Source organism: Granulicella paludicola (assembly GCF_025685545.1).
Classification (GTDB): Bacteria; Acidobacteriota; Terriglobia; order Terriglobales; family Acidobacteriaceae; genus Granulicella; species Granulicella paludicola.
Window position 1 is genome coordinate 1 of the sequence record NZ_JAGSYC010000018.1, and the last position, 23,998, is coordinate 23,998.

A 23,998-nucleotide genomic window follows, 5' to 3' on the forward strand; every position below is an offset into this window, starting at 1 on the left:
CCACTTCTATCTGCCGCAGCAGGTTCACTACCTGCTCAGGCGTATGCTTCTTCCGCCGTGCCATCGTTCGCTCCTTGATTGCCAGTTTCTATCAAAGCAACTGGTTCAAAAAACGCCGGGCACTCCAGACGGCCCTACGCAATGTGCGTGAGCAACCCAGACGTTCGAGACGGGCTGCGTTGTCGAACTGATCGTGTGCGAAGGGAATAACGAGCTGCGGTATGCCTTGCGCGAGCGCATGCGACGCGGTGCCAATGCCGCCATGATGAACGAGAGCCTTTGCATGCTGCAATAAGAGGCTGAGAGGAACGTATTCGCGCACGAGAATGTTCGTACCGAAAGGCGGAAGTTTGGCGCTGCGCTTGGCCAAGAAGATGCCTCGTTCGCCAAGCCGCCGGAGACTGTCGTTCGCAACGCCGAAATACGTAAGCTCGTCCACGTGCGTAGAACCCGGAGTAAAGACGACGGGCTTCTGCCCTGCCAAGAGAAATGTAATAAGTTCCTCATCAAGGGTTTGCGAAGCAGACCGGTCATAAAGCGGAAAGCCTGAGAGGCTAACCTTCGCAGGCCAGTCCGTTTGGATGGGCGCAAACCAATCGGGGAAAAGCCCCAACACACCTTGAGGCGAATGTACCCATTGACCCAGAACATGCTTGACGCGAGGTAGCCCCATCTCTTTGCGCACCGCGTTGAGTTCAGGACCGCAAACGCTATCGAGCACCACTCGTTCGATAGCCCATAGAAGCACAGCACGGAGGCGATAAGGCCACCAGGCCGGTACGACAAAGCGTTTATGTACCGGAGGGAGTTTGGCAGAGAGAAACGTGGACGGTGAAACCTGCACCGACACATAGGGAATGCCGTACTTTTCCTGCATCATGCGCGCGCCGAAGGCCCAGAGGGAGCCAACCATAATTGTGCCTTCGCCGACCTCGCGATGCAGGATCTCCAAGAGCGGTCGAAGGAAGGAGGACATCGTTTTCCATAGAACGCGAAAAGACGTGCGCGGATCCCAAAGGGCCGGATCGTTCATGGCGCGGTGGTACTCATCGGCGGTCCCAAGGGGAACGATAGGCAAACCGGCGGAAGTGACAACGTCTTCAAACGCAGGGTTCGTACAGAAGGAAACGCGATGTCCCTCAGCAGCAAAGCTTCTTGCCATACCAACGAAGGGATGAACGTCACCAGCAGAGCCGATTGCGATGATAAAAATGTGCAATCTACTCCACAGCCTCCGCCACAGCGAGGTTTGTATGGAAGGCGGCTGCGAAGGACATCGGCTCTACGGTATCCGTCGCTTCGCCGAACATCCAGCCTCGGACGATGTGGCTAACCTTCTTCCATAGCTGTCGGCTTTCGAGGTCAAGGAAATGACCCGCGCCTTCAACGACTGCAAATTCGCTTCGGGCAATGTGGCTGGCGAGCGAGCGCGCCTCCTGCGGCGTCGTGTATTCGTCAAGTTCCCCATTCATAAAGAGGACGGGAATTCCGATCGAAGAGAAGCGTTGCATATACTGCTCGCGATCAAGATCGAAGATTTGATTGATATGGAAGATCAACTGCTCTTCGTTCCCGCCGAGGCTTTCGATCAGGTAGCGAAAGTTGTGTGTCTTTACCAGCGACGACAGGTAGCGGCCAACGGTGTTGTTGAGTAAATGGGCGGCACTCGAGAGGTCTCCACATTGCAGAAAATTTCGTGCTCCAGTCATGTAATCGTGCATTGCTGGATTGATAACTGGTGAGAACGAAGCGATGATGGCACGCTCCATGCTGGCAGGGCGGCGCGCGAGCGACAGCAGCGACGAAACGCCTCCCCACGAGACAGACATAAGATAATTCACCTGATAGCGCTCAAGGAGTTCGAGGAGGATCTCAACTTCATCATCTTTTGAAAGCACCGTGCTGTCGGGATTGTGTTCCTTGGATTGTCCTGCATAGGGCAGATCGAAGAGCACCAGGTTTACATGCTCTTTGAGGTACCGTACGGTCTGGTTGAAGGAGCTTGTAGTTGCGAAAGCACCATTCACTAGAATCAAAGTCTTCTCGCGGTGCACCTGTTTGTAGTGCTCCACGTAGATGCGATGCTTACCCAGCACTTCAATGACAACGGCTTCAGGTTTCATGCATGGATCTCCTATGCACTCAGCAAGATTGGTTGAATGCCATGGGTGAGATGAGTTGTAGAGGAGACTAGGAGAAAGTCTTTGATACAAGGAAATTGCGTCGATTGCGCCTAGCGCTTTGCTTATAGGTGACCGATCTTGATTTTTTTGTGACGATGTAATGCGACACTAGTGCAAGCACATTGAGAGCCGCCTTGACTTGAATCAAGCGGCCGTTCGCAATAGCGAAAATTCTTGTTCGTGTTATCCCGCGACATAACTAAGGGCAACGACTCGAGTTGAATGTGTTCCCTTGATATCCCAAGGTCACTCCGTCAGCAGTCGCCAAAACGAAGGCCAAACGTATCTATCACCTTCGCCAATATCAGCAGGGATTCCGCAGATCACTTTGAATACTGATCCGCTGAAACAGCTTCAAGCCAATCCACCGCTTCGCCATCAACGGTTTTGGTGATCGCAATGTGCGACATGCGAGCTGAGCTAAGGTCCCGTGCCGATGCTTCTCAACGGGCTCAAAGAAGACGTCGGTCGCGCAAGGCGGTAGAGCAACGCAAACCCTCTCCCCGACTGACATCGGCAAGGAGTTGGTGGCCTGGGCTTGCGATCCAGACCGCGCATCCAACATTGGGATCGACCCCTTCCGGTTGCGCGCAGGAATCTGGAACTCTGAGCGGTCTCCCTCCGCAAACTGCGTGCGATTTTTTCGCTGCTAGTGCTTCGCCGAGTGACAAATCGCCGAGCCACTCATTAAGGCAGCTGCGGCTGGAAACGTGCATTGACCTGATATCGGCAACGCAGACTCTTCTACCTTGCTGTTTCTCGCTAAGCGGTCGGTGACCTTAAAAATCGCAGAAGCCGGGATGAGGTTTAGAGGCTGATTTCCGTCATCAGCCAAGCCCGAGCCATCTTCCAGCCGCGCATCAAGGTCTGCGGTGATACTTACAGGACTTCGGCGGTTTCTTCGAGACTGTGTTCGCCGAAGAGTTCTTCGCAAAGAGCTTTATAACGAATTGCGAATTCGAATCGTTAGGAGGATTACTACCTTACTCAGACCGACCGGGGGACCGGGTTCGCAGGCTCGGTAAGTGATCATGGCCCGCATTATCCTCCCCTCGTTAGGTTTATGAATCAGGGTCTCCACGCAAAAGCTATGGGTGAGCCTTTGTAAGGAGAGTCCAAACTGCTTCTACTGAGCGGTCGACTTCGCAAAGTTGAGGATGAGGGGTCAGTCCAGAAGCCCATGCATGAGGCAACCGAGGCGCTGTCAAAGATATTCCGGGACAATCCGTGCGGAAATGGGGCTCGATGGAAGGCGAATTGTGGGACGTGTCGCATGAACAGTTTCTCCTCAATGATCGGGTAAATACGATGTAGCTTCATGATGCGTTCTGTCAAAATTGGGCGCGAAGAAATACTTGACATATATCAATGAGTAAGTTCCGGAACCCACGCATAGTGGGTGATCGTAGGCTACATATTCGTGGACAGCGTTGCCGTCGTCGGTTTCGTGTGCTGTGTGTAGAGAGCCCTACAGACCTAGGAGCTATCGTTATGGGGACCCCGCAGCTAAATCTTTCTATCCGAAAGAATGTTGAGACTTTCTTTAGCATCTTCAATTCGACGGCAAGAGCTAAGACATATGGGGCAGTTGGCCATCTTCTGCTGCTTTTGGCAATGCTGGGTTCCACGATCGGCCTGGCAGGATGCGGCGCGGGTGGGTATCCAGGGGGTGGCATCTCCAGTCTCAATGTCAGTGCGCTCACGCTGGATGCAGGGCAGTCTTACACTATTCAGTCAACGGATGCGGGCAATTTGCCAGTCAGCTGGACACTGGCAGGTACTTGCGGAACCAATTGTGGTTCTGTGTCGAACACCACCGGAACGACTGTGGTGTACACGGCGCCTGCGGCGCTGAACGCACCGACCCAAGCCGTGCTGACGGCAAAGGTTGCAGGGACGAACAGCATGAAGTCCGTGACGATTACCGTCAACCCTGACACTGTTGTGATCGTCGGCAACGTGACCTATGTGGTCGGGGCCGCAGTCAGGATTCCTGTGACTTACACCGGCGGCACAGCCCCGGTCACTCTCAGCATTACAACGCAGTTACCCGCGGGGTTGAGCTTTAATGCGAGCACCGGACTGATCACTGGAACAGCTACGACACCTGGCAGCTATATGGTGAAGGCCCAAGCTGTGGACTCCAGCGCAGTACCTTACACCGCCGTGGCTTCAGGAATCATCACAATCACCGCTGCCGTGCCGAATATCACTCCTCTGCAACTCATGGGCGCTCCCCCTTCTGGAACAGTTGGCACGATTTATGTGTCGCAACTGGTCGCAACGGGCGGGGTACTTCCCTATCAGTTTAGCCTCGCTTCTGGTTCTCTTCCTCCCGGTATCACGTTGAGTACTTCAACCGGTCTATTGATTGGTACGCCGACGACCGCAGGCACTTACAGCTTCACGGCGGAGGTTACGGACTCGCAGGGAGATACAGCTACAGCAAACTTCAGCATTGCGATTGTCGGAGCCGGAACACCGATGGCTCTGAGCTCACCACCAAATGCGACGGTGGGTACTCCCTACACGGGAACGATCGGTGTAAGCGGAGGCAAGGGCCCGTACAATTGCGCAATCGTTGGCGGTACGCTACCCGCTGGGTTGACAGCTTCAGGATGTGTGATTTCAGGGACACCTACGGTGGCGGGGATATCCGTCCTCACCGTTACGGCAACTGACTCGAGCAGTCCGCAGGAGACGATCACCGGACCAGTCACACTTACGGTGGTGTCCTCCCCGTCTGTGCTGACGATCACTCCGCCTGCCGCAGGAACGGTCAATGTGCCGTACACCGGACTTATCGGTGTGAGTGGCGGAACTGGGCCATATACCTGTGTCGTTATGGGGGCATTGCCTGCCGGACTGACGAGTAACAACTGCACGATTGCAGGTACGCCGACCAGTCCGGGCAACACCACGGTTACGGTGACGGCGACCGATTCCAGCAACCCAAAGAACACCACTACTGCACCAGTCACCATCGTCATCAACCCGGCGTCAACACCAGGCACTCTCACACTTGCTTCGCCGCCCGCAGGTACAGTGGACACCCCTTATACGGGTTTGATCGGTGTCTCCGGAGGCAAGGGGCCTTACACCTGCACGATCGCTGGCACATTGCCCGCTGGATTGACCAGCAGCAACTGCACGATCACTGGCACACCAACGGTAGCGGGCACTACTACGCTAACGGTAACGGCTACGGATTCCAGTAGTCCGGTGCTTACCGTAACCAGCCCGGTGAGTCTGATCATCAACCCGATCTCTAAACTGACGCTAACCGGAACCCTCCCGAACGCCACTGTTAATATGCCTTATACGCAGACGTTGACGGCACAAGGTGGATTGCCACCCTACACCTACGCGATTACCTCTGGCAGTCTGCCATCGGGACTCACCTTGTCTTCTGGTGGCACGATCAGCGGAACGCCAACGGCGGTAGGCGCTTATAGCTTTACGGTGACGGCGACCGACAGCGAGAGCCCCACACCACAGACTGCCAGCCTTCCACTGATCCTGCTCGTTACATACCCATGCACATCGCAGAGTGCGGCCCTGAACGGACAGTATGCTTACCTGTTCCAGGGTTACGACGACCAACTCTTGGGTGTGCTCGCGTACCAGACTGCATCCGCTGCGAGCATCATGGCGAATGGATCGTGCGTAATCAGTGCCGGGGAGATCGACTCCAACCACCAGAACTCAACGGCGACAGGTACTATTGCCAGCGAAAATCTTATCGGCACCTACGAACTCGGTTCCGACTATCGAGGCCTGCTGACGGTCACCACAATTAATGCAGCCGGCACGGTAGACAAGACGACGACCTACGCGCTCGCGGTGAAGGCCCCGACATCACCCGCCACCACAACCACGGAAGGAAGCCTAATCGAATCGGACAGTAATACTTTGAGCGGTTCGAAGGGTTCGGGAACGCTGCTTTCACAGACGCCTTCAGCCTTTACAACAAGCCTGACAGGTAGCTATGCGTTCGGTCTCCAAGGTGATACACCCTGCTCACCGACCTGCACCGTGGGTCTGGTTGCCGGACCGGCAGCCACTGTGGGCGAGTTCACCACCAACGGTTCAGGAAGCATCACGAGCGGTATGGCCGACTCCAACGACGCGACTACCAATATAGCGAGTGCAGCCGTAAGTGGAAATTACACGACAGCCGACTCCAACGGACGTCTGCAATTGAGCATGACGACCGCTGGTACATCGGCAGCCAGTTATCCAACCGACTATGCCGTATATGTGGTGAACGCGAGCAAGGCCTTTATCGTCTCAAGGGATACCCACGCGAGTTACATCCTGCTCGCCGGCTCAGCCACGGCACAAACCCAGACGACGTTCAGCAACTCCTCCCTAAATGCCCCGTTCATCGGTTATGAGAACTCTTACTCCAACCCAGGCCTGCTTGGCGCAACATTGCAGAATGTATTGAACCTCTCCACCGCAACGATCTTCCGCGGTGTGGGTGGAACCGGATCTACAACTGGCACCTGCAACATCACCAATGTGGATACAGGTGGCGTCACCGGCCTGCTCAATGGCCTTACTGGCATTTTGGGGAGCACTACAGGTCTGTCTAACCTATTGGCAGCGTCAAGCCAGACGGGATCGACGACCTGCACCGTAGCTGCAAATGGTCGTGGTGTGCTGCAGTATCCAGAGCCGACGTTGCTCGGCATTCCACTGTTTACAGCACCCGCGCCGAGAGTGCTCTACCTGTACTCACCAAACTCCGGCTATTTCCTGGAGACATCCTATGCTGGCCTCGGCCAAATAGCGGCACAGACTGGATCACCCTTCAGTGAAGCGAGTACGTTTACCGGAACCTATGTCTATGGCATGGCACCGGCAAGCTCAGTGGCAAGCATCGATAACTCTGGCACGATCGTCTCCAATGGGAATGGAACAGCAATAGAGACGCTTGATACAAGCGTAGGCATTGGAACGCTCAACGTAGTGACTCTGGGCAGCACATCGTCGCAGACCTATACCGCACCCGATCCAACGACGGGACGGTTCACTCTGGGCAGTGGAGGGACAACCGTACTATACGCCATCACTCCAAATACCTTCGTGCTGCTGGACACGAGCGCTCTGACGACTTCGCCAGCCGTCTCCCTGCTCTATTAGCCCAGCTGCTGCAGCGGAGCGCTTGTCCTCCGCTGCAGCTTCCACTGCACCTATCGCCAGGAACGGGAAAGCCCCGAAGGAGTGAAAAGCAATGAACATAGATTCTCTGGTCCAGTTGAGCATCAAGATGCTGGCAGTCCTGCTAGTTGCGACGGGAGGCTCTCAAATATACGGTCAGGAAATATCTTCACCGGCAACTGAGGTTCCAAAGTTCGATGTGTCTCTTGGCTATAACTTTCTGAGGTCTAACGCACCGCCAAGCGGCTGCAGTTGTTTCGACGCGAACGGAGGCTACGCCTCTGCTGCATTTCATGTGACCAGGTGGCTCAGCTTTGAAGGTGAGGTCACCGGCCAGCACCAAACTAACATCAGCAATTTGGGGCAGAGCCTTACATTGCTCACCTTCGCGGGTGGACCTAAGGTTTCTTATCCTGGCCATCGTCTCGTGCCATTTGGCGAGGTGCTGATCGGCGGTGCGCATGGCAGTGATTCCTACTTCCCTACAGGGACTACTTACAGCAGCACCGCTTCCAGCCTTACCCTCTCCACAGGCGGCGGTCTTGAGGTGGGGATCAACAAACTTATCTCCGTACGCGCGTTCGACGTTCAATACCTCAAGACCGAACTGCCGAACGGGACTAACAACACCCAGAACCACCTAATGGCATCGGCCGGCATCATCTTCAAGTTCGGCGATGTCATCAAGAAACCGGCGACCATCCCGTACTCCTTCGTTCGGGAAGACAATATCGCTCTGAGTTGTACCAGCAGCGTAAGCAATCTCGATCAAGGTGACACACTCGAAATCTACGGCAGCACCCTTACCGAGCCAGACAAACTGGAGGTAACCTACGACTGGATAAGTACGGTAGGCAAGATCGTTGGGACAGGCCATCGAGTGATGCTCGACACGCAGGGTGTCCCACCGGGTAACTATCACGTGATTGGGCATGCTGTGACGGTAGGACAAAAGACCATGTCGGCCGACTGCGACATTCCTTTCCGCATCAAGACAGAGCAACAAACGGTCAAGGCACCGACGCCTGTACCGGCTGCGCCGGAAACACCTAGAGTCAAGGAGTTCCACGAGAACGTCCCGGATGCATTGTTCGACTATGACAGTGCGGCGATTCGGCCTGATACACAGACAGCCATCAATCACGCTGCTGTCTATCTACAAAGCCATCCTGATATTTATGTGATGGTAGGCGGTTATGCAGATGACCGTGGGGCTGTCGTCTACAACCTGAAACTTGGGGAGCGACGTGCAGAGGCAGCACGCATGGCACTTATCGCAGCAGGCGTGAGCCCGGAGCGGGTTCAAATCGTAAGTTACGGTAAAGAAGTGCAGGTGTGTACAGCTGAGAACGAGACCTGCAGACAGCAAAACCGTCGTGCGGCCTTCAACATGCATCCCTAATCAGAAGAGTAATGCACCCCGTTCGCAGAGGACCCATGCGGACGGGGCTCTGAGATCGTGCTCTGGTCCAGTCGGTCACCAACGAGTTGATGTCTCGGTACGGACGCCCTCTCTCTTCACCCTATCGATTCTCTCAAGAATCGCCAGAAGGCGTCGCAGGGCTCAATAAGGATGGCACCCTAATCGGGATAAACGTAGACAGTATGCGGGACATGACTGGAGCTACCATCGTATACACGCAGATAGTAGTTACGAGAGTTGCTGCTGAATAAATAGCTGTCGGAAAATACTTCTCCCTCGGAGGCAAAGCTCCTTGTAGAACATAGTATGAGAGGAACTTCCCAAAAGCTCGCCGATCTCGCGTCTATGCCGAAGACCTTCCGTAAAGAAACTTTCTGTCCCCCGCCGTATGCGGATCTACAACTCTCGATGCGGGCTGGCTTAACGCTGCGCATAGGAGTGAACCGATGAAGATCGTGATCTTGGGCGACACACACGAACAGCATCGTAAGGTCTCGGTTCCACCTTCCGATCTCCTAATATTCACGGGGGATTTCACGATTATGAGCAAGCGGCTTTCCATGATTCTTGACTTCAATGCCTGGCTAGGCGAGCTCCCACATCTCTGCAAGTTAGTGGTGCCAGGAAATCACGAATTCTTTTTGGAGGCAGATGCTTCACGACGAGCGCTATTATCGAATGCAACTGTTCTCCTGGACGAAGAAAATCACCTATAAAGAGTTGAAGGTTTTCGGTTCGTCGATTACTCCGTTATATGGCGGTGCTTTCGGCAACTCCTCTCCACGAAATAGATTTCAGCACTGGGCGGGGATACCTGAGGATGTGAACGTTCTGATTACGCACGGGCCACCTCACGGGATCTTGGACGAGGCACCTGGAACACCAGAATCACTTTGTGATCCTGAGCTTAGAGCGCGCCTCAGAAGTCTTCCTTCCCTCAAACTCCATTGCTTTGGGCATGTCCACGGTGCTTACGGGAGCCTGATTAAGGAGGGCGTCGTGTTCGTCAATTGCGCGCTCATGGGAAAATAATGGGACCATCGATCAGGAACCTATAGTTCTTCAATTCGATACTGATTTTTAGTGAGTAGCTTAGCTTTGACTACCACATAAAAAGATTGCGTTTCGGACGCTTCTATCAATCTCACGCTGACTGGAATATCAAATCGCCCCATTTCAGACTTCACCGTGCTGTTCAGGCGCGTCGACGGGAGGGCTCCTATCGACGCGCGCGTTTTGAGACAGAAGACTCTCACTATTGAACTCCGTGCAAGACAGTTTTCAACGATAGAAGAGTTGCGCACGGCCCTTCGAAACGTCTCGATTTCTGAAGAACGGTGGCTACCTCAAATGCGAATTCTTGACTGCGGACTTCCCACAGTCATGGGAATTACTGAGCGAGAGGCATGGGACTTGGGATTTTTGTCTCGATAACCCTTGCAGTTGTAGTGTGTACAGATGCGCCACGCAATGGATGCCGCGGATATGGGAACTACGTCTTTGCCAATAAGATCGATCTCTCCAAGACCGCGGCAGACCTCGATTTGCAAGAGACGACCCTTTCTTCCCGATCGAAGCGCATGCAACGCTGGAGCAGATGCTGGAAGGACGCTCCGGCAACTACACTCCCGACGATATCCTGCCGAGGCGCGGCTCAGAGTATCCAGGCACATATCTCGTTTGCCAGAACTGGGTCTTCAACACAGCCAGCACAGCATTTGAGAATTGACAGGGAAAGGCATCTACGAAGCGCTCGAGTCAGATCTGGCTATTCCATTGGCCATGCCAGATTTTGACGTTAGGATGCAACACAAGTCCCCTGAAACGGGCAGCGTGCACTCGGAGTACGCGATGTATCTATTCACTCGCGATATGGCATGGCTGGGGCTGGTAATGTTGGATCTTAGCGTTTGGAATGGCAAGAAGGTCACCCCAGCAGCGCAGGGGCTCCCGTGGCCGCCCAACGAGTAATCGCACTCGTCTCGATGTTGCTCTGGCTGCGCGTCGGCATCGCAGGTCGAGCTATTGGTCTGATCTAGTGCGATACGAAAGTCTTCGCAGCTATCTAGCTGTTCTTCAGGAGAAGTCTTGATGAAACTCGGAGTCCGATTCGCCATGAAAAGCAGTTTCGTTCTCGCATCGTTCTCGATAGCTACTCTGCTCATCCCATCTCGAGCCGCTGCGGCGCAGCAGGTAGCCACGGCATCAGCACCATCAGCCAAACCCGTCATCGAAGAATGGGTTTACCGAACCAAATATGGTTACAAGGACGAATGGTGGGCTCTCTTCAAGGAATATCAGATCGCCATCCTTGAACGACAGAAATAGCTCGGTTACGTCAAGGAGTTTACGGTCTACTCCCCAAGCCTCCACACCAGCGAAGACGCCCGCTAGGACTAACGCATTATCATCGTTCGCGCTTCCGCCGATGCACCTCCGGGCCAATCGGAAGGAGAGGTCGCCAGGCAACTCTTCCCGGATCAGATCACCTTCAAACGCGAAGAGAATCGCCGTTGGGAGTTGACGACCAACCACTGGGACCTTCCCATCCACGTTGTAAATCCTGACTCTTCAAATTAGAGCGAACCACCAAAAATAAGGGAGCTTCCCCATGAGCAAGATTCTCGACGAGGTCATCTCTTCTAATCAGAAGTACGTCGCAACGTTTACGATGTCAAGACTGGCAGGCTCATCGAAATTGAAGAAGCTACAAAGGCTGGTGCTGTAAGTTAGCCGTTCAACGTATTGTTCTTTTGGCGATTCAGCCGATCCAGCACTGCCGTAAGTTGCACCGCGTGCATGCGAAACGCGGAAGGTCAGCATAGGTCCAACCGTAGGCCGTTATGAATCCCAACAGGCGCTCATACCTTTTCGGTCGAATTCTGCGAAAGGTACCCTTGAAGCCCGTGCGACGGTAGCAGACGTACTTCTTCGCTTGGAGTACATGGGCGGCTATAGCCGTCCGTAACCGATCGGACCTTCGCGAAAGTCTTCGGGTAACTAAGAGCGAATGTGTGCCCGTGAATGTCTCTCCAGACCATGCGAAACCCCGAGCGGCCACCCGGCTGCGCGGACCTTGCCTCAGAGCTAAAGAGCCTCCGCAATGCCGCATCGAAAGTTTCAGGAGCAACGACTTCGTGCGAGGCCCTAAGCGAAAATGATAGATTCTATCCATTGTCATCGATCCCAACTCGAAGACTGGAAGCACGCCTTTGGTTGAACCCACTCAGCCGGTCGAAGACGAACGGCTACTGCTCTTACAGCGCGTTGTCGGATCGCGCACCTTCGCCAAATCTCCTCGACTTGCCCGCTTTCTCGAATTCATTTGTGTCTCGCTGATCGAGGGCCGCGCCCGCGAGATCAACGAACAGCAAATCGGCATTCACGTCTTCGGTCGTTCGGCCGCCTATAGCGCTTCGGACGATAGTATTGTTCGCAGCCAAGCCCGCCTTCTTCGCCAGCGTCTCGAGGAATATTTCGAGACCGAGTGTCCTCAGAGTCGGCTCATTGTCACCATCCCGAAGGGCGGCTACGTGCCGGTCTTCGAGCCCCGCAGCGAAGCACAGCCTGTCGCAGTTCAAACCCCGGAACTCCAGTCTCCAGCGGGTCAAACAGTGTTTTCTGCTTCTCCACACGGAAACAGCAGCGCTCCCATCCCCAGTCGTTCCCGTGCATCGGTCTTTGGGTTTGTTGCTCTCGTCAGCGTGGTCCTTGTCTTGGGGCTTTTGCTCGCCGGTTTGGTCTACCAGCGGATATACGTCCAGCGATCCGCAAACGCAGCCGATGCCCTCTGGTCCAAACTCTTCACACCCAGCCGACCCGTGCTTATCGTGCCATCGGATGATGCGCTCGTCCTTTTTCAGGAGTTCACTCGGGTTCCCGTTCAACTCGATGACTACCTCAGTGACGCCTACCTGACAAAGGTTAACCTTCCCAGCATCGGAGGAGCTCCCCTCAGCGCCGATTGGTTCGCCTCGCATCAATACACCAGCTCAGCCGACCTTAATCTTGCGCTCAGGCTTGGCAGGCTCCCCCAGGCCATTGCGGCTGAGGTCGAGACCCGCAACGCCCGTGTCCTTCGAATCGACGACCTCAAGAGCCGAAACGTGGTCTTGATCGGAGGGACAGGCGCCAATCCGTGGGTCAGCCTCTTTCAAAGCCGGCTCAACTTCGATGTGAAATGGGACTGGAAGGCCTCTGAGGGGTTTGTGCTCAATAAGCACCCAGCCAAGGGCGAAGCTTCTATTTATCGCGAGACCGTGGCGGATGGAGCCCGACGGAGCTATGGGGTGCTTGCCTTTCTTCCTGGCATCGAAGGGAACGGGGAAGCCCTACTGTTTGAGGGCACCGGGATGGCCGGAACCGAGTCCGCCGCAGACTTTCCCTTCTCCAAGGTCGCTTTTCAGAACTTTGCCCGCTCGATCGGCGCGACGAAGGACCACATGCCCTATTTCGAGGTGCTCCTCGAAACCAGCAGCGTGGGGGGAAACGCGCCCGAGTCAACGGTCATCACCTACCGGCGGATCCAGCCCTGAGAGCCAGATCCGCTCCTGGCAGAGCGAATCCAGGCAGCTTCAAACTGCTCGCCGATTTTCCAAGGTGCTTCTGTGCCAGTGCGCCTTCTAAGGGCTCGCAGCGCAAGCCCTGTCGAATTTCGGTCTCGAAGGGCTCTATCGGTCAGCCCAACGCACAGGCTAGGCATAGCTAATTTTCCCCACACATACGCGATTTGACGGTGAAAACGGAGCCGGAAACGGTGAAAACCCTTCCCTCCCGACCCCGCCGGATGCGAAGGTTCGCGTATCGGAGAAATGCCTTTCCCATGTGGACGAGACGTAAATTTATCGAACTCTCCTGTGCAGGTGCTGGTGCCGCGGTCGTCTCGCGCACTGCCGAGGCTTCTGTTTCGCCTGCCTCTGCCGCAGCACCGCCGCGGAGAGATACTGTCAAGACTTTCGCCGACACGGCCATCTCCTCCTGTCGCGGGGTTCTCCAGCGGCAGCTCGGCCCTCGTGCCGCCGATTTTGATCTGAAACTTATCCCCACTGCCGACGGCAACGAGGTCTACGAGCTCTCGGCTTCTGGAGGCCGCGTTACCGTCGCCGGTTCCAGCGGCGTCAGCCTATGCCGAGGCATCTACAGCTATCTCCGCCAGCACTGCAATGCCATGATCACCTGGAGCGGTCGGAACCTCGACCTGCCCGCGACGCTGCCGGATGCGGCCCACCACCGCGTCGTCTGTCCCTACAAGTTCGTCCAGTACCTGAACCCCTGCACCTACGGTTACACTATGGCGTTCTGGGACTGGCCCCGCTGGGAGCGCGAACTCGACTGGATGGCGCTGCATGGAATCACCATGCCCCTTGCCCTTGAGGGTCAGGAGGCCATCTGGAACCGTGTCTGGCTCGCTCTCGGACTCACCGAAGCAGAAATTGACGACTTTTCGGTCGGCCCCGCCCATCTCCCCTGGCATCGGATGGGCAACATCAACCATATCGCTGGCCCGTTGCCGCAAGACTTTATCGATCAAAAGCGCCTCCTCCAGCACAAGGTCCTCGACCGCATGAGGGAACTCGGCATGAAGCCTGTCGCCCCGGCCTTCGCCGGATTCGTGCCCCAAGGGTTCAAGCGCCTACATCCTGAGGTCGACACCTTCACGCTCCTGTGGCTACCTGGGGAGTTCAAAACCATTCCCCGCAGCACGCGCACCTTCATCCTTCACCCTGCGCAGAAGGACCTGTACCGCCAGATCGGTAAAGCTTTTATCGAAGCCTACAAGGCCGAGTACGGGGAGGTTCAGTACTATCTCGCCGACACCTTCAACGAACTTGCCGTCCCTGTGCGTCCGGAACATCGTTTCGAAGACCTTGAGCTCTTTGGTCGCACGGTCTTCGAAAGTGTCCAGGCTGGCGATCCCAAAGGCACTTGGGTCATGCAGGGTTGGACCTTCGTCTACGATTCCGCTTTTTGGAACAACGAATCCGTCGAAGCGCTCCTGCGCGGCATCCCCAATGACCGCATGCTCATCATCGACTACGCGAACGATCTCGCCCCTGCGGTTCAAGGTAAGTACTCGCCCAGCCAGTGGAAGCTGCAGAAAGCCTTCTTCGGAAAACAGTGGATCAACGGCATGGCCCACACCTTCGGCGGCAACAACAATCTGAAGGGCAACCTCAATCTCATGGCGACGGAGCCTGCAGCCGTTCTCGCCAGCTCCGATCGCGGCAATCTCGTCGGCTGGGGTATGTGCCCCGAAGGCATCGAAACCAACGAGGTCGTCTACGAGCTGATGACCGACGCCGGGTGGCATACTGCGCCCATCGACCTCGCTACATGGATACCTGCTTACTGCCGCTCCCGGTATGGCGCCTGCCCTCCCGCGATGGAGCAGGCCTGGACTCTGCTTCTCACAAGCGCCTATAGCGGCCATATCTGGATGACCAAGCAAGCCTGGCAGGGCGAGCCGAGCGCTCATCCTGTCGCCGCTTCGGTCGACTCCGGCCCCACCTTCGTCCGTGCCGTCGAACTTTTCCTCTCGTGCGCTCCTGCGCTCGGCCAAAACGAGCTTTATAGAAATGACCTCATTGAGATGATTGCCCAAGCCGTAGGCGGCGGCGTCGACAAGTCTTTGGCCCTCGCGGTTCAGGCTGGCGATGCCAAACAGGACGAACTTGCCGTTCTCGAGGCCAACCGTGCTATCGCCTGGATGGGCCGTATCGATGGGCTTATGAACCTACGGGCCGACCGTCGCTTGGAGACTTGGATGGCCGCAACCGCCCTCTACGCCAAGTCCCCGGACGAGACCGCCTTCTACGACGAGAACGCACGCCTGCTGATCACGACCTGGGGCTGGCCGGAACTTTCGGACTACGCCTCCCGCGTCTGGTCCGGCCTCATCCGCGATTATTATGCAGCCCGATGGCGGGCCTGGTTTACCGCACGTCACGCTGGCATTCCCTTCTCGCTCGATATCTGGCAGCAGACATGGCTCTCTTCTCCTTACCGGCCCAGCAAACCGCTCGCGGTGTCCGATCTTATCGCCGAATCGCACGCGCTGCTCATCGAACTTCAGCACTTGTCTTAGCTATCGAGTGCTCAGCCACAACGAAAGGAGTCAAGCGCCTATGTCGGCCACAGCCTCACCCCAGATCACCAAGCCGTCGACCCGTCTTCTCTCGATCGATCTCTTTCGGGGCCTCACGGTCGCGTTCATGATTCTGGTGAACAACAACGGGAACAACGCGCTCGCCTACCGCGCGCTCAATCACTCACAGTGGAACGGCTTTACTCCGACCGACCTCGTATTCCCGACCTTCCTGTTCATCATGGGCATCTCGATGGTGCTCTCCTTCAGCGCTCAACGGGCCAAAGGCACTAGCAACGCGGGGATGCTTCCGGTCATTCTCAGACGCTTCGCCCTGCTCTTTTTCTGGGGGCTGGTCGTCAACGGGTTCCCCTACTTTCATCTCGGCAATCTGCGTATTTACGGAGTGCTACAGCGTTTCGCAGTCTGCTATCTCCTCTGCGCCCTGCTACTGCTTGTCACCGACCGGATCGCCCTCCGTGTCATCCTCTTCGTCGCGGCCCTCATCGGCTACTGGGCGTTGCTACGCTTCGTCCCCATTCCGGGCCATGGGGTTCCAGGCCGTGATATCCCGTTTATGGACCATGACCTGAACCTCGTCTCATGGATCGATCGCCATGTGTTTCCAGGTCGGCTGTTTGAAGGCAGTCGTGACCCCGAAGGTCTGCTCAGCGATCTACCTGCCTTCGCCACGACGCTGCTTGGTCTGCTGGCCGGCGCATGGATCAAACAGGCGCGGCCCGCAGCCCAAAAACTTCTCGGCCTGCTCGGCGCAGGAGCCGTTCTGGTAGCTGCCGGTCTGCTTTGGTCCGAGACCTTTCCCCTCAATAAACGTCTCTGGACAAGCTCCTACGTCCTCTTTGCCGGCGGCCTCAGCATCCTGCTTCTGGCTTTCTTCTACTACGTGGTGGAAATACGCCAGTCCCGCGGTCACTGGACTTACCCGCTGCTCGTGTTCGGAACCAATGCCATCACCGCGTACGTCTTCTCGGAGTTGCTGTCTACCGCCGTCGCGGTCTTCAAGGTGAACAGTACGCAGAGCTTTCAGGTTCACGTCTACAGCACCTGGTTCATCCACCTCGTCAATCCGGCCTTTGGCTCGTTTCTCTATTCCTTTCTCTTCGTACTGGTCTGCTTTATCCCGACTTGGCTGCTATATCGCAACCGTATCTTCATCAAGATTTAGAACAAAGAACTTACTTGCCAGAAAAATTGCTTCGCACACATAAGCGAAAGGGGCTCCCTATGAAACAAATTACACGCTGCTTCCTCTTGATCCTCAGCCTATCCCTCCTCTCTACTGGCCTCTTGCTGCATGCCCAGGTCACAGGTGCTCGCCTGACGGGTCAGGTCACGGACGCAACCGGGGCCGTCATCCCACAGGCGTCTGTAGTCATCACCAACACAGGCACCAACGCCACCGTGAAGATCACCTCCGACCAGCAGGGTGAGTACACCGCGCCTCCACTTGCACCCGGTCCCTACAAGATCCTCACCTCCGCCAGCGGCTTCGCCGACACGCTCCAGACAAACATCACGCTCACCATTGGCGAGAACGCCACGATCAACGTAGTTCTCAAGAACGGCGCCGCCACAGATACCGTCAATGTCACATCGGACGTGGCCATCATCAACGCCAGCACGGCCGAGATCAGCGCCGTTGTCGGCGAAGATTCCATCAAGGAGCTGCCTCTCAACGGCCGCGATCCCTCCAGCCTCGTCTTCCTGACGACTGGAGTCACCAACGAGCTGCAGTCCCAGGCATCCACCCTGCCTTCGACAAATTCTTTCCCGACCCAGTCCAGCGGCTCGGCCGGTGGTGGTCGACAGGGCAGCACATACTATCTGCTCGACGGCGTCACCAACATGGACTACTACGCTCTGCTCGCAGCACCGTTCCCGAACGCGGATGCGACTCAAGAGTTTCGCGTCATCTCGAATAATTTCGATGCCCGCTATGGTTCCTCTCCCGGCGCCGTCGTCAGCATCCAGAGCAAGGGTGGTTCGAACAACTTCCACGGTGGCAGCTTCGAGTTCCTCCGCAACGCCGAACTCAATGCCTCAAACTACTTCAGCCATACTCGCGATCCGCTCAAGAGGAGCCAGTTCGGCGGCTACCTTGGCGGCCCGATCAAGAAGGACAAGCTCTTCTTCTTCGCCAACTATCAAGGCACGCGCGCAAGCACCGTATCCACCCAGAACTCCACCTACACCCCTACGGCGGCTATGCTCGCGGGTGACTTCAGCGCCGTCGCCGTCAATCTCAAGGCCCCCTTCGCGACGGTCAACGGCAAGCGAAACCAGATTGACCCAGCGCTCTTCAGTCCAGGTGCCGTTGCCATCGCCGCTTCGCTGCCCCTGGGCGGCGACCCCGCCACCGGCCTCACCAACTTCATCTCACCCAAACAGAAAGACAGTTACAACGAAGGCACCGCCCGTATCGACTACATCCTCAACGATCGCCAGCGCCTTTTCGTCCGCAACTTTATGTACAACTTCGACCAGCCTGGACTCGGCACCCCCGGCAACCTACTCAGTGGCGTTCAGGGGCTTCACGGCATTTACCTCAACGACGCTATCAATCATTCCTGGACTCTCAGCCAGAATCTCCTGAACAGCATTACCGCCTACTACCAGTCTTTTGATTTCCGCTCAGGCACAGCACTGTTCAACAAGAACGTCCAGCAGGAATGCCTCTCAAAGTACATCTCCGTTTCCGATCCCGTGGGCTCGTGCTATATCGGCGGCTTCTCCGCCATCGACGGCAACTCCCTGTACGGCGGTGCGCTCGGCTTCAGCCTCTTCTCGGGTTCGGTCAACGACACCCGCCGCCGCAACTGGGGCGTCTCCGATACAGTCACCTTCACCCACGGCAGAAATACCATGTACTTCGGCGCCGACATTCTCCACCGCTACACCCATGAAAGCTCAGGCAACGGGGCCAACCCCATCGTCGGCATTGCGAACTCCTTCACTGGCTTTACCCTCTCGGACTTCCTGCTCGGCGACGTCAACAGCTTCTCGCAGAACGCTGGCGAAAGCGGCAGCGTTAGTGGCTGGATGACTGGCTACTACGCCCAGGACCAGTACAAGGTCCGTCCCAACCTTACAGTCAACGCCGGTCTGCGCTGGGACCCTTACACTCCTCTAAAGATCGCAGGAGGTCGCGGGGCCGCCTTCGTTCCCGGTCAGCAGAGCACACGCTATCCCAATGCTCCTAGAGGCGTTGTCTTCCCAGGTGACACCGGCGTCAACGATGCCATCATGCCCACATCCTGGCTCTACTTCGAGCCGCGCATCGGCATCGCCTACCAGCCCGCACCCAAGACCAGTGTTCGCGCTGGCTTCGGTCTGTTCACCACCCCACTCGAAGACGCCAGCTACAACCATGTCTACGACACTGCACCCTTCGATCCGTCCTTCTCGCTGAACGCTGGCAGCACCCCCATCTCGCTTGATCGTCCCTGGAGCGGCTTCGGGGCCACCGGTGGCGTCAGCCCCTTCCCGCCGTTCGCATCGCCCTCTGTCATCCCCGCATCCAACTCGACTTTTACCTTACCCATGCAGCTTGGCGCGGTATTCCCCAAGAACTTCCGCCTCGCCGTCGTGCAAAGCTGGAACCTTTCGATCGAACAGCAGTTTACAGACACGCTCGCTCTTCACATCGCCTACGTGGGAAGCCAGACGTACCACCTCTCCACTCCCATCGAGCTCAATCCCGGATCGCTCTCGAATCCTGGCGACACCCGTTCCATGACGAACTTTGGCTCCATCATCCAGGTCCAGACGGGGGGCACTGCGAGCTATAACTCCCTCCAGGTCGGGTTCGAAAAGCGACTCTCCCGTAGCATCCAGTTCCAGTCCAACTTCACCTGGTCGCATGCCTTTGATGTCGGCGGTTCGGGGGACCCCTCGTTCGAATCCAGCGTTAGCGATCCCCACAACATTGGCCACGACCATGGCCCATCGAGCCTTAACTACCCGATCGTTTCGGTTTCGAACTTCATTTACCAGGCACCTAAACTTCACAACTTCAATCCCATCGTGCGAAGCGTTCTCGGTGGCTGGTCGCTCAGCGGTCTTATTACCCTGCAGTCCGGACCACCCTTTACCATCAACGGCGGTAACGGGAACAATAACTCCGGATTCTTGGTGTACCAGGACCGTGCCGATCTTACAGGGGCGCCTCTGCAGGTAAGGCAGGGTAGTAAGGCGAACTGGCTCAGCCACTACTTCAACGCCGCTGCCTTCACGGTCAATGCCGTCGGGACTGCTGGCAACTCACCTAAGTACCTGATCCAGGAGGCTCCAATCTACACGGCTGACCTCGGCGTGCAAAAGAACTGGACCTACCTCGAGCACTACAATCTGCAGCTCCGTTTCGAGGCGTTCAACGCGCTCAACCATCCCAGCTTCGGCCAGCCGGATTCGAACCCAGACGACTCGAACTTCGGTGCCATCACATCGAGCGGTCCCATCCCGGCCCGTGTGGGTCAGGCAGCTCTAAAACTTACGTTCTAACGTTGACCTCAAACTACCATGGCCAGATAGCTCAAACCTATCTGGCCATGCTTTTTGCTTGCACGTACACTATCGGACTAAATAGATTCTTCATTGAATCTGGTAATGGAAGTTGCTAAAGTCCACATATCCTCGGTCCATTACGCTGTTCAAGGTATAGAGCCCGACTCTATCACCGCGATACGCTCCCAATGATAGGCGATAGGGATTTCCAATTTCCTTGAATTTCAAGCCATCCATGCTGTAGCTGAAATGTGCGAAGCCCTCAACACCCCATGTTGAACGGAGCCAGACATCTCCGGCAGCTACGACTGGTCCCGCTGTTGCATCTTCTTGATCGAAGCGCAGCAGCCTCCTTATTTTCCCTGTTTGAACGACGGCGATCCTGCAGTTTGCTTTCGCAAAGTGCGCCAAACCGCCTTCCTGCTTGTCGACCAATCCTCTGACGTCCATCTTCACGATCACCTCTGCTTTTGCAACCCTGGCGGAACGTTGCGTTAGAACTTCAAAAGGGCGAGACACTTCTGGTGCGGGGCGGAACTACGTCTGTGGGGCTAGCTGCAGCTGCGATTGCGAAGAACTTCGAAGCGCACGTGAGCTCCACGACGCGTAATCCTGACCGTATCGCGATGCTGCGCTTGTCAGGCGCGGACGAGGTATTTCAGGACGGCGGGGCCATTGCGGAGGACGTTCGCCGCGCCTATCCAAAGGGCGTTGATAAAGTACTCGAACTCATTGGTACCACCACGCTTGAGGACTCCCTTCATTGCGCCCGCGAGGGCGGCGTGGTTTGTATAACTGGCATCGTCGGCAACAAGTGGGCGTTCGAGAACTTCGCGCCGATGGAGAAGATTCCTACAGCCGTGTGCCTCACTTCGTACGCGGGAGAATCTGCAGATTTCATGAGCACTCCTCTGGAGGAACTCTCTCAACAGATTGCCGCTGGCACCTTGAGAGTTCAGATAGGCCGCGTCTTCCAGATAGATCAGATTGTGGAGGCTCATCGGCTCATGGAAGAGAATAAGGCTGGCGGCAAGATCGTGATTCTTGTTCCTTAGGCATGCTGTAGCATCTTCGGCAACCTAATTCGACTACTCCCGCAAAACGGCGTTATCGGAAGGTTCAGGCCGTTGTTGCAGAAAATGCGATTTTGAAGGAGTTTGGGCGGTGGCGACTTCCTGCAAAGCGAACACGTTGACGCTTTGCGAAGCTTGTTCGGCATCACGCGGGGTCGTAAAAGCTCTTAAGCGGACAAGCGATAAGTTATTGGGTTACGTTGGATCCTTTAATTTCGAAGTTCGGGGGTGGTTGGAACAGCGACGGGTCGGGATCGCCGCGCGTGAAGTTGGTCACTTCATAGCTGCTCGTCCCCAGAGCTTCATTATTGATGATATCCAGCAAAATCATTCGGTACTCGTCGGATGTCCATCTTTCCTCCACCTCCGTGTAGGGCCGCTGATTGATTTGCAATCCTGCTGCGGAACTGTTGTTTAGAGCGCCCGCCGGAAAGGTCGTAGTGATTCGCATGCCGCTTGCCTCAAGCCCTACGATGGTGCGCTTGCCTAAATCTTCTACTTTGCGATGGATATGGATCTCAGCTTCCGGGTCTTGGTCAGAGGCTTGGCTCACGATCCGCATCCGATTCAATTCCTGTTGTGCTGTAGATGGATCATCTTGCTTGATCGATCCAATCTTTACGTACGCCACAAGCGCAGGCAAGATGTAACCCACTCGCCACGAAGTGAAGGTATTGGCGACAGGATCATTGACGAGGACAGAGCCCACCCAGCGCGGCTGGCCACCCGCCTGACTGCAGCCAACCGGGTCGTCGAGGCGTGTGCGGCCTTGGCTGTCTCGTGCCTGAGATGAAGTCGTGACACCGCCGTCAGTTTTAGCGCCGTTGGCAGACACCATGCCTGACTTGATGACCGCCGTAAGTGTGTAGGGCGTACCAATTCCGATGCGGCTAGTTCCTAGGGACACCCCGCCAGGAAAACCAGGGGGCGTGCAGTAGAACTGCGCTGCTTGGGCAAGCGCTCCGATTGGAAAACTGACGGCGAGGGCTAATGCTAAGACAATCTTCGACACCATAGTTGAACTCCGAGATGCTCGCGGCTAGAGGATACTCCGGCGGCAGTCTGTGAGACAAACAATTTCCGTGAAACGCCGGCGGTCTCAACGGGTCGATGCAACACTATCTGATTTGGAGGTGGTGTTGATGAGACAAGGGAGACGGTACGGTCTTTCTGCGGAGCAGAAGGCCGAGATATGGCAGCGTCGGAAGGTTCGTGGCGTAGTTGCCGAAAGACGGATGATCAGCTGGACCTCCAGGCGATACACTGCGTGCGCGACCGACTGATCTCGCGGCGCACAGCCGTCATCAACCAGTTGAGGGCATTCCTGCTTGAACGAGGAATGGTATTCGCTCAGACGCCAGCGAAGCTCAAGGCCGCCATGGCCGACATGGACGACATCCTCGAGAACGCGGAAGCGAATCTGACACCGCAGACGAGCAGCCTTACGCCTGCCCGCGGGCTTCATCCGCTTCAGCATCAGACCTTCATCCTTGCACAGCCGGTACACCAGATACTTGCCAACATCCCAGCCTTCGCGGTTCAACAGCACGCGGATCTTGCGGTATCCATAGCGCACTCTTGCCTGAGCGATCTCGCGGATACGCATCCGCAATTCAGTCCGTGGATCAAGGCAGCTCCGGTAGCGATATGTCCCACGCGTCACGCGCAGAAGACGGCAGGCATAGCGCTTGCTCGCCCCATAGCTGCTCATGAACCGATCGACCATCGGTCCACGCCGTGAAGGCTTCACCATTTTTTGAGAGCACATCCTGCGACATCGTCTTGTCCAGTGTTAGGTCAGCCACCAACCGCTTCAAGCGCATGTTCTCCTCTTGTAGCTGTGCCTTCTGACGAACCTGATCGACCTCCAGCCCGGCGTACTTCGCCTTCCAGCGATAGAACGTCTGCTCGCTGACCCCTGCCTTACGGATCACCTCAGCCACAAGAACGCCCACCTCCGCCTGCCTCAACACATCGACGATCTGCTCCAAAGAAAAACGCTTCTTCTTCTCCATCCAAAGCCTCCACCCTCTCAGGTCAGGTTTGGGCCGAAGACTACACTTGCTTTGGTTCAAAAATACCGAGGCCGATCAGCTTCGTCATGTCCGTACGGGCACGTCCGTACGTGCCAAGACCTCGCGAAGGTACAGGCTTCCATGACCTGCGGCCTCAATCGCAAGTTCAGTTCGACCGTCAGCCACAAACTCGTAATGGCAGAGGAGGGTCGCTATCTTGGTGGAAAGCGTCTGCAACCGAAAGGTTGACGGAGCGGCCTCACCATACTTTCCGTGGGCATAGCGGTTCCTAAGGCGAACGATCTCGCCAATCAAAGAGGCTTGGTCGTCAGTGATAGCTGTGCTACAGGCTTCCGGTATCAAGCAAAAAAAGGCGCTCGAATTTTAGCCTGAGACTGAGGCTCTTCAGAGACGCAGTCTGCCCACAAAGCCATTCGACGTACTGGACATTACCGGTTAAGGACGCCACTACGGAGGCAGGTTCTTCGTCGGAACCGCCAAAGGTGTAGCCGAACCACTCTTCGCCTTCT

14 protein-coding genes and 2 pseudogenes are annotated in these 23,998 nt (G+C 56.1%); 10 read left to right on the plus strand and 6 right to left on the minus strand.

The annotated features are described in order from the left end of the window. Positions 1 to 91 precede the first annotated feature (91 nt). A complete protein-coding gene (locus tag OHL14_RS01830; RefSeq protein ID WP_263377601.1) occupies positions 92 to 1,219 on the minus strand; it encodes a glycosyltransferase in 1,128 nt (375 codons plus the stop codon). Between the two features lies 1 nt (position 1,220). Next, entirely contained in the window at positions 1,221 to 2,123 is a 903-nt protein-coding gene (locus OHL14_RS01835) for an alpha/beta fold hydrolase (protein WP_263377602.1), read from the minus strand. 1,674 nt (positions 2,124 to 3,797) lie between these two features. Here OHL14_RS01835 and OHL14_RS01840 point away from each other — a divergent pair. From OHL14_RS01840 to OHL14_RS01875, 8 genes are all read left to right on the plus strand, one after another. Next, positions 3,798 to 7,331, plus strand: a complete 3,534-nt coding sequence (locus OHL14_RS01840; protein ID WP_263377603.1) for a beta strand repeat-containing protein — start codon at positions 3,798 to 3,800, stop codon at positions 7,329 to 7,331. 91 nt (positions 7,332 to 7,422) lie between these two features. Next, complete coding sequence (locus OHL14_RS01845) at positions 7,423 to 8,751, plus strand: OmpA family protein (protein ID WP_263377604.1); 1,329 nt, start codon at positions 7,423 to 7,425, stop codon at positions 8,749 to 8,751. A gap of 467 nt (positions 8,752 to 9,218) precedes the next feature. Further along, complete coding sequence (locus OHL14_RS01850) at positions 9,219 to 9,488, plus strand: metallophosphoesterase (protein WP_263377605.1); 270 nt, start codon at positions 9,219 to 9,221, stop codon at positions 9,486 to 9,488. 1,375 nt (positions 9,489 to 10,863) lie between these two features. Beyond that, positions 10,864 to 11,100 carry a hypothetical protein gene (locus OHL14_RS01855; RefSeq protein ID WP_263377606.1) on the plus strand — a complete coding sequence of 79 codons (237 nt, stop codon included), beginning with the start codon at positions 10,864 to 10,866 and terminating at the stop codon, positions 11,098 to 11,100. 884 nt (positions 11,101 to 11,984) lie between these two features. After that, positions 11,985 to 13,307, plus strand: a complete 1,323-nt coding sequence (locus tag OHL14_RS01860; RefSeq protein ID WP_263377607.1) for a hypothetical protein — start codon at positions 11,985 to 11,987, stop codon at positions 13,305 to 13,307. 287 nt (positions 13,308 to 13,594) lie between these two features. Continuing rightward, complete coding sequence (locus OHL14_RS01865) at positions 13,595 to 15,856, plus strand: alpha-N-acetylglucosaminidase (protein WP_263377608.1); 2,262 nt, start codon at positions 13,595 to 13,597, stop codon at positions 15,854 to 15,856. 40 nt (positions 15,857 to 15,896) lie between these two features. Continuing rightward, positions 15,897 to 17,042, plus strand: a complete 1,146-nt coding sequence (locus OHL14_RS01870; protein WP_263377609.1) for an acyltransferase family protein — start codon at positions 15,897 to 15,899, stop codon at positions 17,040 to 17,042. Between the two features lie 59 nt (positions 17,043 to 17,101). Next, positions 17,102 to 20,377: a carboxypeptidase regulatory-like domain-containing protein gene (locus tag OHL14_RS01875; RefSeq protein WP_263377610.1), complete on the plus strand. Its 3,276-nt coding sequence runs from the start codon at positions 17,102 to 17,104 to the stop codon at positions 20,375 to 20,377. A 90-nt stretch (positions 20,378 to 20,467) separates the two neighbouring features. On the opposite strand, the gene OHL14_RS01880 is transcribed toward OHL14_RS01875, so the two are convergent. Next, positions 20,468 to 20,899 (minus strand): beta-xylosidase family glycoside hydrolase, encoded by a 432-nt coding sequence (locus OHL14_RS01880; protein WP_263377611.1) that lies wholly within the window; start codon positions 20,897 to 20,899, stop codon positions 20,468 to 20,470. Between the two features lie 26 nt (positions 20,900 to 20,925). Here OHL14_RS01880 and OHL14_RS01885 point away from each other — a divergent pair, with 26 nt between their 5' ends. Continuing rightward, positions 20,926 to 21,435: a zinc-binding dehydrogenase gene (locus OHL14_RS01885; RefSeq protein WP_263377612.1), complete on the plus strand. Its 510-nt coding sequence runs from the start codon at positions 20,926 to 20,928 to the stop codon at positions 21,433 to 21,435. Positions 21,436 to 21,640: 205 nt separating this feature from the next. On the opposite strand, the gene OHL14_RS01890 is transcribed toward OHL14_RS01885, so the two are convergent. Further along, positions 21,641 to 22,468: a hypothetical protein gene (locus OHL14_RS01890; RefSeq protein WP_263377613.1), complete on the minus strand. Its 828-nt coding sequence runs from the start codon at positions 22,466 to 22,468 to the stop codon at positions 21,641 to 21,643. 213 nt (positions 22,469 to 22,681) lie between these two features. Between OHL14_RS01890 and OHL14_RS01895 the strand changes: the two are divergent. Then, positions 22,682 to 22,807 (plus strand): annotated as a pseudogene (locus OHL14_RS01895) (IS110 family transposase); the annotation flags it as partial. Positions 22,808 to 22,924: 117 nt separating this feature from the next. Here the strand turns inward: OHL14_RS01895 and OHL14_RS20125 are convergent. Together OHL14_RS20125 and OHL14_RS01900 are read right to left on the minus strand one after the other, a co-directional pair. Continuing rightward, positions 22,925 to 23,179: pseudogene (locus OHL14_RS20125) on the minus strand (IS3 family transposase); the annotation flags it as partial. Beyond that, positions 23,079 to 23,468, minus strand: coding sequence for a transposase (locus tag OHL14_RS01900; RefSeq protein WP_396270708.1), 390 nt, complete (start codon positions 23,466 to 23,468; stop codon positions 23,079 to 23,081). The pseudogene OHL14_RS20125 and the gene OHL14_RS01900, both read right to left, overlap by 101 nt. Between the last annotated feature and the right edge of the window lie 530 nt (positions 23,469 to 23,998).